We start from the raw sequence: 13,468 nt of genomic DNA, 5'->3' as shown, positions 1-13,468 counted from the left end.
GGAGGCAGTACCATGCAGTATCTGAAATCTGTGCAGTCTGTAATGCTGTCTGTCCTGCTTGCCGGAGCGGTGACGGTGACTGGTGCCCTCCCGGCGATGGCGTCGTCCGGCGACGAGGTGCAGAGCGGCGATTCGTACCTTGGCATTGGGCCGCGCGACATTAGTCCGGCCCGCGTGCAAGCGCTCAAACTGAAGGATGACTCCGGCGTCGAAGTCACGGAACTGGACAACGACGCACCCGCGGCGAAAGCCGGCATGAAACTCGGTGACGTGATCCTGAACTACAACGGCCAGAAGGTCGAGAGTGCGGAACAATTGCGGCGCTTGATTCACGAGACGCCCGTCGGTCGCTCAGTTCAGATTGTGATCAGCCGCAATGGCCAGCAGCAAACGCTATCGGTTACGCCCGGCAGCAAGCGCCAGATGAATGCCGCCATTCCCAAGTCGCCGCGCTCGCGTTCGGGCAATGGCTTTTTCGACAATCCGCCCGACATGAGCATGAACCTGCTTCAGGCGGCGTCGAAAGGCGGATTGCTCGTCGAGAATATTACTCCGCAGCTTGGCGAGTTTCTCGGGGTGAAGAATGGCAATGGCGTCATGGTGCGCTCGGTCGAAAAGGGTTCGCCTGCGGAATTCGCAGGCTTGCGCGCCGGCGATGTGATTGTGCGAATCGAGAAGGATTCGATTGCCGATATGAGCGACTGGCATCGCCTCACCCACAAGCGCAGTGGAAAGACCATGCTCGGCGTAGTGCGCGACAAGCACGAGCAGAACTTCTTCATGGAATTTCCGTCCAAGCGCGATAGTTCGTGGATGATGGACCTTCCGGATATCAATCCTGACGAGATCAAGTTCGAAGTGTCCGAACTCCGTCCGGAAATGCTGAAGGCTTTTGCGGATGCGCAAGGGGCTTTCGACTCGGAAGGTGGCCACTGGCAACTCGATCAGGACGAGATTCAGAAAGCCATCCAAAATGGCCAGCAGTCCATGGACAAAGCCATGAAGCAATTCCAGGATCTGCACAAGCAGTGGAACTGCACGGAAGATTCGAAAGAGTAACTAGTTCGGTTTCGGAATGGGACGGCGCGGCTTCGGCTGCGCCGTTGCCTTTTAAGTGAACAACTTCGGCGTATTCATGTTGTAGGGCGACATCACGCAATTGCGTCCCGATTGCTTCGCCAGGTACAAGCAGTTGTCAGCGGCGCCGACGATGTCATCGCGGGTTGTACCGCAGGTCGGGAAGTCCGCTACACCGGCGCTGATCGTTATCCGGCGAGGAATGCCAGGGAAATCGTAATCCGCTATCAAGCCTCTCAACTTCTCTGCGACTTTTAGAGCCTTTGGCCCCGATGTTTCAGGAAGGATGATTGAGAACTCTTCACCACCATAACGACAACAGTGGTCCGGCTTGCGAAGTGCACCCGCGAAGATCTGTGCAACGGTGCGGAGCACCTCGTCGCCGAGCAGGTGACCGAACTCGTCGTTCACCTTCTTGAAGTTATCAATGTCCACCATGATCACCGAAAGCGTGCCTTCATAGCGGGCCGCCCGCTCGAGTTCTTCGGTGATCTTGCGCTCGAAAAAACGGCGGTTGTACACGCCGGTGAGGCCGTCCACGTAAGCGAGTGCTTCTACTTGCTGGAAGTAAAAGGCGTTTTGGATGGCGGTTGCACAAATGTCAGCCACCGACACCAGCGTCTGCATATCTTCTTCCGGAAAGCCGGTATCGCTCCTTGCCCCCATTACGATCATGCCAAGCGGTTTCCCAGCGGAGACCAGGGGCAGCATCAGCTCCGAACCGGCGCCTTCGTAGAGCACTGGTCGAGAGTCGAGATCGGGGTGAAGCACGACAGGCTTTTTCCGCGACAGCGCGCGCTCCGCGGGATTCCCCTCCGGCAACAAAGCCTGACTGGTTTCGATCACCGGCTTCAACGACCCTTCCTGGGCGCGGAGAATTAACGTTCCATCGGGCTCACACGTGAGAACAGAGATCCCATCCAACGCCAGGTTCGTCGCGATCGCCATACAGAGCTGCACCAGCAACTCTTCCAACTTTAACGATGCCGTGGCCTTGCTCGCGATGGCGCCGATCGCGCTCATTTGGAGGGCGCGCTTCTGTTCCAGTGAATAAATCTTGGCGTTACTGATGCCGATGGACGCCTGAGTCGCGAAGAGAGTCAGTAAGTCCTCGGTTTCCGTATCGAAAAAGTCCACCTGATCGCTCTGGCAATCGAGCACCCCCACCACTTCGTCGCGGACCATCAGGGGAATGGCAAGTTCCGACCGGGTGCTCTCCACGGCGCAGATATAGCGCTTGTCCTTAGTGACATCGGGAGAGTAGATGGGCCTCTTCTGATGCACGGCCGCGCCTGTAAGCCCTTTACCAAGAGGAACTTCCATACTGCTAGGTTGTTTCCCGAACGACAGTCGCACGCGTAGAACGGTTCGGTCTTTGTCAAATAGCAGGACCGACGCGCCTTCCAAATGGAAGTAATCGCGCACGATGGCCAGGATCTGATTCAGGACCTCATCCAGTTGGAAGGTCGAGAGAACCGCCTGGCTCGCGTCGTAGAGAATCGCGATTTTTTGCATGCCCTGCTGCGGAGTCAAGATGCCAGAGAGTTTACCTTAAGAGTGAGTCTTGCCCTGCAATTTTCGCGTGCTCAAGTCGACCAATCCGTACATGGCCAAACAGACCCAAAAGTCCACCAATAGGCCCCAGTCCAACTGGTTGGGGCGGTGCCGTCCGGCTGGTGGCAAATAGGGTTGGAGAACGAGAAAGTACAAGACGTTGCCGAGTACCACAGCAGCCAATGCCTTCAACCACTTGCGGAGCACATCCTATTGGAAGACGTGGCACGTCGCCGGGCTGCTCCGGGGTGCTACATTTGTCTTCGTGCTCGATCTCTCAACCTCAGTCCAATACGTGAAGGGAATCGGACCCCGAACCGCCGAGACCCTGGCCACCAAAGGGATCAGCACCGTCGAAGACCTGCTTTACTATCTTCCGTTTCGCTATGAAGACCGGCTGAATCCTCGTGGGATAGGGGAGCTTCGGCCCGGAGAGATGGCCAGTGTTGTGGCTGAGGTCCGGACCTCAGGGCTATTTCGTACCCGGGCCGGGCCGATGTTCCAACTCACCGTCGGGCAAGGACACCAGACGCTGAAATGTCTGTGGTTCCACGGCGCCTATCTCAAAGACCGCTTCAAACCTGGACAACTGTTGGCGATGTACGGCAAAGTCGAGGAGTCGAAGTTCGGGCGCCGGGAACTGCAAATCATTCAGCCGCAGTTCGAGGTGCTACACGATCCGGACGAACCCGCTGAGGACGCTGATTCTGGCAAGCTGAAGACTCTGGAGATTGGCAGAATTGTTCCGATCTACGAGACTGCAGGAAACGGAAAACTCACTTCGAAGTATTTCCGCCGGGTGATTTACGGCGCACTCGAAAATCTGACTGACGAGATCCCTGATCCCATACCGCCGGTAACTCGGAGCCACGTGGATTTGCTGGAACGCCGGGCAGCCTTCTCGAAGGCACATTGGCCTGACGAGGGCGAGAGCTTCACGCGATTACAGAGCGCAAGGTCGGCGGCGCACATCCGGCTTATCTTTGAAGAACTCTTCTTCCTCGAACTTGGGTTGGAACTCAAGCGGCGCAAGATGCGCGCGCAAGCGGGAATTCCGTTTCGTGTGGATGACCAGGTGCGCGAAGCGATCAAGCGCATTCTGCCGTTCCACCCTACGGCCGCGCAGAAGCGCGTGCTCGGCGAAATCGTCGCCGACATGAAACAGCCGTCGCCGATGCGGCGCTTGCTGCAAGGCGACGTGGGCTCCGGCAAGACGATTGTTGCCTTCGAAGCGGCGGTGATTGCGATTGAGAATGGCTACCAGGTCGCGCTCATGGCGCCGACGGAGATTCTTGCGACGCAACACTACCTCTCAGCGAGACGCATTCTCGAAGGCGCTGGTTACCGCATTGTTCTCCTCACTGGGTCGGTGGAGCAGGACCGTAAGCGAGAAATCCGCCGCCACATCGCACAAGGAAATGCGCAACTTGTGATTGGTACCCATGCGCTCATCCAGGAGGGGGTCGAGTTCGACGCCCTGGGCCTCGTCATCGTGGATGAGCAGCACCGCTTTGGCGTGATGCAGCGCTTCAAACTCATGAAGAAAACGGACGCCGCAGAGCCTGACGTGCTGGTGATGACCGCAACGCCAATTCCGCGCACGCTGGCGCTCACGCTCTACGGCGATCTTGACGTGAGCATCCTCAACGAACTTCCGCCTGGACGCACGCCGATCGTCACCCGCCGCGTCTCCGACGAGCGCGCCGACGAGGTCTGGGCGTTCGTGCGCAAGCAAATCGCCGCCGGACACCAGGCCTACATCGTCTACCCAGTAATCGAAGAAAACGAAGACGCGGAGAGCGGCAAGCAGCTCAAGGCCGCGATGAAGATGTACGACGAGCTGCGTAAGAATGTATTCGCCGATCTGCGTGTCGGGTTGCTGCACGGGCGAATGGATTCCGACGACAAAGACGCCGTGATGCGCCGTTTCCAGGCGGGCGACGTGCAGGTGCTGGTCTCGACCACGGTCATCGAAGTCGGCGTTGATGTGCCGAATGCGAACATCATGGTCGTAGAACATGCCGAGCGTTTTGGACTTTCGCAGATGCACCAGCTTCGTGGACGCATCGGTCGTGGCAGTGCGAAGTCCTTCTGCGTGCTGATGACCGGCGGGAAAGTGTCGCCGGAAGCCGAACAACGCCTCGACGCCATGGTCAGCACCAACGACGGCTTTCAGATCTCTGAACTCGATCTGCAACTGCGCGGGCCGGGAGAGTTCTTCGGAACGAAGCAGGCTGGGATGCCCGATTTCCGCGTCGCAAACCTCCTCCGCGATCGCGAATTGCTGGAACTAGCGAAGCGCGAAGCCGCCTACGTGACAAGCGGCCCACATCCGGATCTCTCCGAAGCAGAGATCAAGAATGTCCTGACCCATCTCCGAACACATTGGAACCGTCGCTACGGATTGGTTGAGGTGGGATAAGATTTCATGGCGAGGAACGGGAATTGAAGGCGGCTGCACAATCCGAGCTGTATCGGCTGCTTCCGAGCGTTGATGAAATTCTTCGCTTTGAAGACGTCGCCAAGCGAATTGGAGCCGATGGGCGGAGTGCGGTTACCGCAGCAGCGCGCGATGTACTTACTAATTTGCGGGCTGAGATCGCGAATGGCTCACTCGATGAGCAAAGGCTGCGTTTCGCGATTGACGGAATCGGCGACGCGATCGAAAGACAGCTCAGGAAAGAGCTTACGCCTTCCCTACGTCCAGTGATCAATGCCGCGGGCGTAATCCTGCACACGAATCTTGGACGCGCACCGTTAAGTCGCGCGGCGCTCGAGCACTCCCGCGAAGTATCCGTCGGCTATTCGAACCTGGAGTTCGATCTCGAAGCCGGTGAGCGCGGCAAGCGCGACATCCACGTGAATCGCCTGTTCTCGCGCCTGCTATCCAGCGTTGACCGCGAAGTCTCTACGGTTGTCGTGAACAACAACGCCGCGGCGGTCATGCTCGCGTTGAATTCTCTGGCCGAAGGCGGCGAGGTCATCGTCTCGCGCGGAGAACTGGTTGAAATCGGCGGCTCGTTTCGCATCCCTGACGTGATGAGCAAGAGCCAGGCCAGCCTCTGTGAGGTTGGCACCACCAATCGCACGCGGATCGTCGACTACGAGAAAGCCATCAACGAACGTACGCGCCTGTTGCTTCGCGTGCATCGTTCGAACTTCCAGATCGTTGGTTTCACCGAATCCCCGTCGCTGGAGGAACTGGTTGCTCTTGGCAAAGCTCGCGGTATTCCAGTGATGGAGGACTTAGGTAGCGGCGCGCTATTCGATCTCCGAGAAGTCGGAATCGCTCAGGAACCGACGATTGCCGATAGTCTGCGTGCTGGTGTGGACATCGTCACTTACAGTGGGGACAAATTGCTCGGCGGTCCGCAGGCCGGCATGCTCAGCGGCCGCAAGGATCTGGTCGCAAAAATCCGCTCCAATCCTATGTTCCGCGCACTGCGCGTGGACAAACTGATCTACGGCGCACTCGAGGCCACTCTGCTCAGCTATGTGCGTGAGGACTATGACGCAATTCCGGCGCTACGGTTCATGCGAACGCCTTTGGAAGCGATTCGTAAGCGAGCTGATGCACTGGCACGTGAATTGACGAAACAATCTTCGCGGCTGGCGGTTACTGTCACCGAGGCCCGGACCGCCATCGGCGGCGGGTCCGCACCCGGTGCTACGATCCCAACCTTCGTTCTGGCGGTCACGTTCGATGGCTTCAGCGCTCATCAACTGGCCGACGCTCTACGCCGCGCTGAAACTCCGATCATCGTCCGGGTGGAAGACGAACGGGTTATGCTCGACCTGCGCACTGTCTTTCCTGAGCAAGACGCACAACTCCTTGCGGCGCTGGTGAATCTCGCGCAGCAGTGACGACCTTCTACACCATCGGCCATTCCACGCGTTCGCTCGCTGAACTCATCGAAGTCCTGCAAGCTCATGGCATTAAGAACCTGGTGGACATCCGTGCGTTCCCGGCCTCACGCCGGTTGCCGTACTTCAACCGCGAGTCGCTCGAAGTCGAGCTGCCACACGCGGGGATCACTTATTTTTGGGAACCGCATATGGGGGGCCGACGGAAACGCATCACGAAGGAGTCCCGCAACACTGCGATCCGCAGCGATTCCTTCCGAAACTACGCGGATTACATGCTGACGCCGGAGTTCCAACAAGCCGCTGCCGACGTGAAGAAACTCGCTGACGAGCGACCCACCGCTTACATGTGCGCCGAGAAACTCTACTTCCAATGCCACCGAATGATGGTCTCGGACTACTACGTGGCCCACGGTGGCCAAGTGCTGCACATTTTGGACGGCAATCCGCCCAAACCGCACACTCTGATGAAGGAGGCGAACCTGGTGAACGGTGAACTGATTTACAACGCCGGCCAGCTCTTCTGACCGGAAACACCAAGGGCAGCCTCGCGGCTGCCCTCGATCTTGGATTTCAGACGACTGCTTACAGAGCTGATACTTTCTCCGCCTGCCACCCCTTAGGACCCTTGACGACGCTGAACGTGACCGCCTGGCCTTCTTGAAGGCTTCGGAAGCCCTTCGACTCGATGGCCGAAAAATGAACGAAAACGTCCTCACCATTCTGGCGGCTGATGAAACCATAACCTTTAGCGTCGTTAAACCACTTCACAGTTCCTTGTTCCATTTTTCGAAAACGTCCTTCTGTAGCGATTAGCTCGGGTCTTCAAAGCGGCGGGCAGAGACTGCGTCGGTACTTCGAATCGAGCGTCGGCCATAATGCCTGATGGACTTGGGTCTTGGCAAGCCCCCTTTCCCCCTGAACTTGGTAAGCTGGTCGCATGATTCTCGGCACTGGCATTGATATCGTCGAGGTCCCCCGCATCGCGCAGTCCATTCAGCGCTTCGGCGACCGCTTCCTGGGTCGCATTTACACCCCCGCCGAAATCCGGTACTGCCAGTCGAAAGCCAATGCAGTAGAACGGTTTGCAGCCCGTTTCGCCGCCAAGGAAGCAGCCATGAAAGCGATCGGTACCGGCATGCGTGGCGGCGTCACCTGGCACGATTTTGAGGTAGGCCGCGAGCCCGGTGGGCGGCCGACCATGGTTTTCCATGGGAAGGCAGCCCAAGTCGCACAGGGCCTCGGTGGCCGCCGTGCTCATCTCTCCGTTTCCCATACTGAGCAGTACGCGGTGGCCAGCGTCATCCTGGAAGACTGATTCAGAGTGGCAGGTGACTCAGCCACAAGTTCTTGATATCATTCGTCCCTTATCTGTGCAGCGAGCGAAAGTGTGAGTAGCGGGCTCTCTAAGCCCGGGACGGGGGATCTGTGCCTAGTCAGAAACAAGTCCGTTGGGCGCAACTTCGCGTAGGCATTACGGTTATCTTTGCGACAGCTACGCTTTGCGTCCTGATCTTCCTGATGTCGGGGACCTCCGGCATCTTCACCCGGAAGGTAACGCTCGTGGTTTATCAGGACAACGCTGGCGGCCTGCGCATTGGCGCACCGGTTCGCCTGCAGGGCGTGGACATTGGCAATGTCACCAGCATCGGCGTGGTGACCGATCCGAATCATCCAGCCGATCCTGTCCAGATCAAGTTCAAGATCTCCAGCAAGTTCCAGCCGCTCGTCCATCTCGATGCCACGGCGACGCTTGCGACCGCTGGTGTTTTGGGCGAGACGTTTGTAGACATCGATAGCCGCCAAACAAAGGACCGCATGGTTAAAGATGGCGACATTCTCAAGTCGAAAGATGAGCCTTCATTTAATGATGTCGTGAAATCCACCCAAGGCACCCTGCAAAACGTAGATGTTCTCTTGCAGCGCGCCGACCGCATTTTTGCCTTCATCGAAAGCGGCCAGGGCTCCATCGGCAAGTTGATCTACGACCAGGAACTGTATAACCGCCTGAATTCCACGCTCAACGAAGTACAAGCGATGGTTAACCAGATCAGCTCAGGCAAGGGCTCGATCGGCAAACTGATCAACGATGACGAGCTTTACAACAAAGCGAACGCGTCCGTCGATAAGCTCGCCAAGATCATCGACGAGATAGACAAAGGCGAAGGCACCATTGGCAAGCTGCTGAAGGACCCTAGCCTGTATAACAACGCTAACGAGACGATCACGAAGGCGAATTCGTTGATCGGCGACATCAACCAGGGCAAGGGCGCGCTCGGCAAGTTCGCGAAAGACGAAGCGTTCGCGAAGAAGCTCGACGATACGATGTCGCATCTCGCAAGTATTTCCGCCAAGATCGACAATGGCGAGGGCAGCGTCGGCAAGCTGATGAATGACCCAGCGCTGTATAACAACACCGATCAGGCCCTCGTCGAAACGAGGCACCTGTTGCAGGCCATTCGTGAGAACCCGAAGAAGTACCTCACCTTCCACGTGAAGGTCTTCTAAGTTGTCCAAAATCGGACGATTACAGGAACTTACAGGCGGGCCGCCACCACGGCCCGCTTTTTTATGCTACTAGTGGTAAGCACCACTTTCTGGCTGCGAATACCCTCTGTTCGCAGCGCGATATATATTTACTGCCGTGATTTCAAGTCCGTTTCGAGGTTCCGATGCAAATCCCTAAGATCGTTGGCATTTTTCTTCTGTGCGGCGCGGCTGCCTTTGCCCAAACGTCCACAGATTCAGCTAAGCCACCTGCGCCCGAAAAAATCTTGAGCTTCGATGTCGAGGCAATCGACACGAGCGTTAACCCTTGCGAGAACTTCTATCAGTTCGCCTGTGGCAACTGGAAAAAGACCAACCCCATTCCCGGCGACCAGACCCGATGGGGACAGTTCAACAAGCTCGCCGAGAACAATCGGCTGGTTCTTTATGAATTGCTGACCAGCGCCGCGAAGCCCGGAAAGCACAACCCCATCGAACAAAAAGTCGGCGATTACTTCGCGGCTTGTATGGACACTAAGACCATCGAAGCCCGCGGAGCGGAGCCGCTAAAGGCACAGCTCGACGCCATCTCCAAGATCTCGAACCGCACCCAACTCATGGAAGCAGTCGCGAACCTGCAGCAGAACGGCGTCCGAACTTTGATGGCCTTCTACGCCTCGGCCGATATGCACGACGCCACCACGCAGGTTGCCAACATCGACCAGGGTGGCATCACTCTTCCCGACCGCGATAACTACCTGAAGGATGACGCTGCCAATGTCGAAATGCGCGCCAAGTATCTCGAACACGTACAGAAGATGTTCGAACTTCTCGGCGACAGCTCCGACACTGCGAAGAAAGAAGCGCAGACGGTCATGACGATCGAGACTGCGCTGGCTAAGGCCTCGATGGACCGCACCTTGCGCCGCGATCCCAAGAACCGCGACCACATGACCGAAGTTTCCGTAGCTGAGAAGGACGCTGCGAACCTGGAACTCGCCAAGTTCTTCGCAACCACAAAGGCCCCTGAGTTCAGCAAGGTCAACGTCGGCAATCCGGACTTCTTCAAGCAGATCAACGACCTCGTCGCTGGCACTCCGGTTGACGACATGAAGGTCTACCTCCGCTGGAAGGCGCTGCACGATGGCGCGTCTGCGCTCTCCGATAAGTTCGTGAATGAGGATTTCAACTTCTTCAACGCCTATTTGCGCGGCCAGAAAGAAATCGCGCCGCGCTGGAAGCGTTGCGTGGAATACACCGACGGTTCGCTCGGCGAGGCCCTTGGCCAGCTCTATGTCGAGAAGGTCTTCGGCAAAGAGCAGAAGGAGCGCACCCAGAAGATGGTGAAGGCGATCGAAGAAGCCATGAACGACGACCTCAAGTCGCTCGAATGGATGACGCCCGAAACCAAGAAGGCTGCCTACACCAAGCTCGAATCCATCGTGAATAACATTGGCTATCCCGAGAAGTGGCGCGATTACAGCTCGGTGAAGGTCACGCGCGACGACTTCTTCGGTAACTCCCAGCGCGCCGATTATTTTGAAGTCCACCGCAACTGGAACAAGATCGGCAAGCCCACCGACAAGAAAGAATGGGGAATGACCCCTCCGACGGTGAACGCCTACTACAATCCATCGCGCAACGACATCAACTTCCCAGCCGGCATCTTGCAGTCGCCGTTTTACGCCGGCGGCGCGGATGACGCCGTGAACTTGGGCGGCATCGGCGTGGTGATCGGACACGAACTTACGCACGGCTTCGACGACCAGGGCCGCAAGTTCGATGCGCAGGGCAATCTTCGCGATTGGTGGACCGCGGAAGACGGCAAGGCCTTCGAAGAGCGCGCCAAGTGCGTTTCCGATGAGTACTCCAGCTTCGTCTCCGTGAAGGACGACAAAGGAGAAGTTCATCTCAACGGCAAACTCACACTCGGCGAGAATACCGCCGATAACGGTGGACTTCGCCTCGCCTACGCTGCCCTGATGAAGCTGATCAACAACGACGATTCGAAAAAGGTTGACGGCTACACGCCCTCGCAGCGCTTCTTCATCTCGTTCGCGCAGGTCTGGTGCCAGAACGTAACGCCTCAGCAAGCGCGCCAATTGGCTCTTGTCGACCCACACTCTCCGGGTGAGTGGCGCGCCAACGGCACTGTCCGCAACTTCGAGGGCTTCTACAAGGCCTTCGGCTGCAAAGAAGGCCAACCGATGGTTCCCACTCAGGGCTGCCGCGTTTGGTAAGTCTTTCCCGCTCTCGTCCTATTCGATGCTGGGACGAGATGCGGGCCGGACATCGCCAATCCCGCGTATTTTGTGGTTAAATTGACAGTTTTCAATCCGAGCCCTGGACCCTGCCCTGCAGGACAGGGCTTCTTTGTGTCAGGCACTTGTACGTGAAGAAACACCCATTCAGAGAGGAAATCATGAAGAAATTCCTATCGGTCGCGACCTCTGCCGTCCTGGCGGTTTCCATGGGCTTCGCCCAGAAACCAGCCAACGATCAGCAGGCCGAGAAGACCGCGGCCAAGAAGGGCACGAAGGGCTTCGATATCAACGCCCTCGATCGCAGCACTGATCCTTGTACCGACTTCTACCAGTTCGCATGCGGTAGCTGGATCAAGAACAACCCGATTCCTTCCGACCAAGCCCGTTGGGGACGCTTCTCAGAACTCCTCGAGCGCAATCAGATGATCCTGCGCGACATCCTCGAGAAACAGCGTGCAGCCAATGCCAACCGTGACGCGATCGACCAGAAAATCGGCGATTACTACGACGCTTGCATGGACGAAAAGGGCATCGACGCCAAAGGCCTCGATCCTCTGAAGTCGACACTCGACAGCATCGCCGCGGTGAAAGACAAATCAGAATTGCCCGCGCTCCTTGGCAAACTGCACCGAACCGGCCTCGAGCCGCTGTTCGGGTTCGGTCCGGAGCCGGATTTCAAGAACGCGAAAATGATGGGCGCTTCGGTGGACCAGGGTGGCCTCGGCCTGCCGGAAAAAGACTACTACTCGCGTGACGACGCCAAGTCCGTCGAACTTCGCAAGGCCTATGTTGAACACATCACCAACATGTTCAAACTCGCCGGTGAGTCTGCAGACCAGGCCGCGAAAGACGCGCAGACGGTGATGACCTTCGAGACCACGCTGGCGAAGAACTCTATGAGCGTAGTCGAACGTCGCGACGTGCAGAAGCTATACAACCCCAAGACGAAGGCGGAATTCATCGCGTTGACGCCGGCTTTCGATTGGAACAAATACCTCGTCGCACTCGATGCCCCGTCGTTCGAAAAGATCAACCTCGACTCGCCCAATTACATTGCGAAGCTGAACGAGGTTGTCCAAAGCAACTCGCTCGACGACATCAAGACGTACCTTCGTTGGCAGACTTTGCACGGCGCTGCCCGCGCGCTCCCAACGCCCTTCGTGAACGAGAATTTCTCGTTCTATGGGAAGACGCTCACCGGTGCGAAAGAGATCCGTCCGCGCTGGAAACGTTGCGTACAGTTCACGGACAATCAACTCGGTGAGGCGCTAGGCCAGGCATATGTAAAAGTCGCTTTCCCGCCCGACGCAAAGGACCGCATGGAAAAGATGGTCCACAATCTCGAGGCTTCGATGAAGACCGATATCGAAGGCCTCGATTGGATGACGGCAGAAACCAAGAAGGCCGCCATCGTCAAACTTTCGATGATCAATGACAAGATCGGCTATCCCGACAAGTGGCGTGACTACAGCAGGTACAACGTTGTTCGTGGCGACTTCCTGGGCAACACCATGCGCGGCAACGAGTTCGAAACGCAACGTCAGCTCGACAAGATCAACAAGCCCGTGGATCGCACCGAGTGGGGCATGACGCCGCCGACCGTGAACGCCTATTACAACCCGCAGGAAAACAATATCAACTTCCCGGCGGGCATTTTGCAGCCCCCGTTCTTCGACAATAAGCTCGATGATGGCGTGAACTACGGCGCGATCGGTGCTGTGATCGGCCACGAAATGACCCACGGGTTCGATGACGAAGGCCGTGAATTCGACGGCAGCGGCGATCTCCGCAACTGGTGGACCGAAGCTGACGGCAAAGCCTTTGAGCAGCGCGCCCAGTGTTTGGTGGACGAGTATGACAGCTTCATCGCCACCGACGACGTGCACGTTCGCGGCAAGCTGACCCTCGGCGAAAACACTGCCGACAACGGCGGTCTCCGCGTCGCGCTAATGGCGTTGGAATCCACGTTCAATGGCAAGGAGCCAGCGAAGATTGACGGCTTCACGGCCCAGCAGCGCGCGTTCCTTGGCTTCGCGCAAGTGTGGTGCGAGAACCAGACTCCACAAGCCCTTCGCGTGCAGGCCCAGACCAACCCGCACTCTCCTGGCAAGTGGCGTACCAACGGTGTCATGCGCAACATGCCCGAGTTCCGCAAGGCGTTCGGTTGCAAGGAAGACGCGCCCATGGCGCCGACAAACGCATGCCGCGTCTGGTAATTGAAG

General features: G+C 57.5%; 10 protein-coding genes. 8 read left to right on the top strand and 2 right to left on the bottom strand.

What is annotated here, in order from left to right; all coding sequences use genetic code 11:
- Nucleotides 1-12 precede the first annotated feature (12 nt).
- Entirely contained in the window at nt 13-1,059 is a 1,047-nt protein-coding gene (locus ACID345_RS23540; protein WP_011525321.1) for a PDZ domain-containing protein, read from the top strand.
- 51 nt (nt 1,060-1,110) lie between these two features.
- On the opposite strand, the gene ACID345_RS26085 is transcribed toward ACID345_RS23540, so the two are convergent.
- A complete protein-coding gene (locus ACID345_RS26085) occupies nt 1,111-2,592 on the bottom strand; it encodes a sensor domain-containing diguanylate cyclase (protein WP_049762026.1) in 1,482 nt (493 codons plus the stop codon).
- A gap of 199 nt (nt 2,593-2,791) precedes the next feature.
- Here ACID345_RS26085 and recG point away from each other — a divergent pair, with 199 nt between their 5' ends.
- From recG to ACID345_RS23520, 3 genes are read left to right on the top strand one after another with little or no spacing between them, the layout of a single operon-like run.
- Entirely contained in the window at nt 2,792-5,053 is a 2,262-nt protein-coding gene (gene recG / locus ACID345_RS23530) for an ATP-dependent DNA helicase RecG (protein ID WP_011525319.1), read from the top strand.
- Nucleotides 5,054-5,076: 23 nt separating this feature from the next.
- On the top strand, nt 5,077-6,495 hold the full coding sequence (gene selA / locus ACID345_RS23525; protein ID WP_011525318.1) for an L-seryl-tRNA(Sec) selenium transferase: 1,419 nt from the start codon (nt 5,077-5,079) through the stop codon (nt 6,493-6,495).
- Nucleotides 6,492-7,022: a DUF488 domain-containing protein gene (locus ACID345_RS23520; protein ID WP_011525317.1), complete on the top strand. Its 531-nt coding sequence runs from the start codon at nt 6,492-6,494 to the stop codon at nt 7,020-7,022. The genes selA and ACID345_RS23520 overlap by 4 nt, the downstream gene beginning before the upstream one ends.
- A 58-nt stretch (nt 7,023-7,080) precedes the next feature.
- Here the strand turns inward: ACID345_RS23520 and ACID345_RS23515 are convergent, their stop codons facing one another.
- Nucleotides 7,081-7,281 (bottom strand): cold-shock protein, encoded by a 201-nt coding sequence (locus ACID345_RS23515; protein WP_011525316.1) that lies wholly within the window; start codon nt 7,279-7,281, stop codon nt 7,081-7,083.
- Nucleotides 7,282-7,435: 154 nt separating this feature from the next.
- Between ACID345_RS23515 and ACID345_RS23510 the strand changes: the two genes are divergently transcribed.
- From ACID345_RS23510 to ACID345_RS23495, 4 genes are all read left to right on the top strand, one after another.
- Nucleotides 7,436-7,813, top strand: coding sequence for a holo-[acyl-carrier-protein] synthase (locus ACID345_RS23510; protein ID WP_011525315.1), 378 nt, complete (start codon nt 7,436-7,438; stop codon nt 7,811-7,813).
- A gap of 110 nt (nt 7,814-7,923) precedes the next feature.
- Nucleotides 7,924-9,003 (top strand): MlaD family protein, encoded by a 1,080-nt coding sequence (locus ACID345_RS23505; RefSeq protein ID WP_011525314.1) that lies wholly within the window; start codon nt 7,924-7,926, stop codon nt 9,001-9,003.
- Nucleotides 9,004-9,167: 164 nt separating this feature from the next.
- On the top strand, nt 9,168-11,222 hold the full coding sequence (locus ACID345_RS23500; RefSeq protein ID WP_011525313.1) for a M13 family metallopeptidase: 2,055 nt from the start codon (nt 9,168-9,170) through the stop codon (nt 11,220-11,222).
- Nucleotides 11,223-11,404: 182 nt separating this feature from the next.
- Entirely contained in the window at nt 11,405-13,462 is a 2,058-nt protein-coding gene (locus ACID345_RS23495; protein WP_011525312.1) for a M13 family metallopeptidase, read from the top strand.
- Nucleotides 13,463-13,468 lie beyond the last annotated feature (6 nt).

The sequence above is a fragment of the Candidatus Koribacter versatilis Ellin345 genome, from assembly GCF_000014005.1.
GTDB lineage: Bacteria > Acidobacteriota > Terriglobia > Terriglobales > Acidobacteriaceae > Korobacter > Korobacter versatilis_A.
Note: the sequence above shows the minus strand (reverse complement) of the source record. Positions and strands in the feature narration are given on the sequence as shown.